This window comes from Roseateles sp. (assembly GCF_049240545.1).
GTDB lineage: Bacteria > Pseudomonadota > Gammaproteobacteria > Burkholderiales > Burkholderiaceae_C > Paucibacter_A.
In genome coordinates, this window is record NZ_JBMLSK010000331.1 from 1 (window position 1) to 1,207 (window position 1,207).

At 56.8% G+C, this 1,207-nt stretch carries 1 protein-coding gene; it reads left to right on the top strand.

Annotated elements, in window-relative coordinates:
- Nucleotides 1-527 precede the first annotated feature (527 nt).
- On the top strand, nucleotides 528-1,207 hold a 680-nt coding region (locus ACOVRJ_RS20390), incomplete at its 3' end, for an IS5 family transposase (RefSeq protein ID WP_422045654.1).

Below are 1,207 nucleotides of genomic sequence, written 5' to 3' on the forward strand. Positions count from 1 at the left end.
GAGGGAGAATAGCGGGACCAAACACTTGTGTCAAGTGTGTGCAACGATCAGATGCCCAAGGGCTACCTCGACATAGGCTTTGGCCCTGGGACCATATGCGATACCTACGGCAGTAGAAACTACAGTCTTCAGTCCATCCACCATTGAATTGAAGGACGATGCATTCATTTTATCTCCCAAAAAGAGTTGCTGTAAGGAACAATACGACTCCGGCTATTCCAACAAAAGGGCGATTTTCTAGCACCCAATACAGGACGCGCGAAAGGTTCCTTGTAAAGAAGTTCTGCGAATTGATGAGATCTTCTTTTTCGGACCGAGCACGATCCATACTTGAGCCACCCAATATCAACATTATCTCCGCACCAACAGCCCATGCAACCAGAAGCAATGACACGCACAAGAAAACTTCTCTCACAACTTTGTCCCCGCTGTTATCTGAGAGGGTGGTTTCAATTCTGAGGAACGTCTGCAAAACCCCGTGTCACCCCGACTGGTGCCGGGCTTGACCGAGGGGCAAGATACGAGTCATGGAACAGACCAACCTCGGCTTTGACCCGCTGCTCAAGAAGACCCGCAAGGAGGTCTTCCTCGACGAGATGAACGTCGTTGTGCCATGGCCCGAGTTGATCGCGCTGGTCACGCCGCATGCACGAGGGGCGCACCAAGCCCTGGGTGGCCGTCCGCCGTTTCCGGTGGAAGTGATGCTGCGCATCCACTGCCTGCAACTGTGGTGGAACCTGAGCGACCCGGCGATGGAAGAAGAACGTCACGAGCGGCCGCTGTACCGACAGTTCGCAGGGCTGGCAGGCGCACGCCGGATACCGGACGAGACCACGATCCTTCGCTTCCGCCATCTGCTGGAGAAGCACGAGCTGGCGCCGAAGATTCTGAAGACGATCAACGCGGGCTTGGCCGCGCAGGGCCTGATGCTCAAGACCGGAACCTTGGTGGACGCGACGCTGATCGCGGCGCCGAGTTCGACGAAGAACAGCACGGGTAAGCGTGACCCGGAGATGCATCAGACCAAGAAGGGCAACCAGTGGCACTTCGGCATGAAGGCCCACATTGGCGTGGATGCTGAATCGGGTCTGGTGCACACCGTCATCGGCACGGCTGCCAACGTCAATGATGTGACCCAGGCCGCTGGCCTCCTGCACGGCGAGGAAAGCGATGTCTTCGCAGACGCCGGATACCAAGGTGTGGCCAA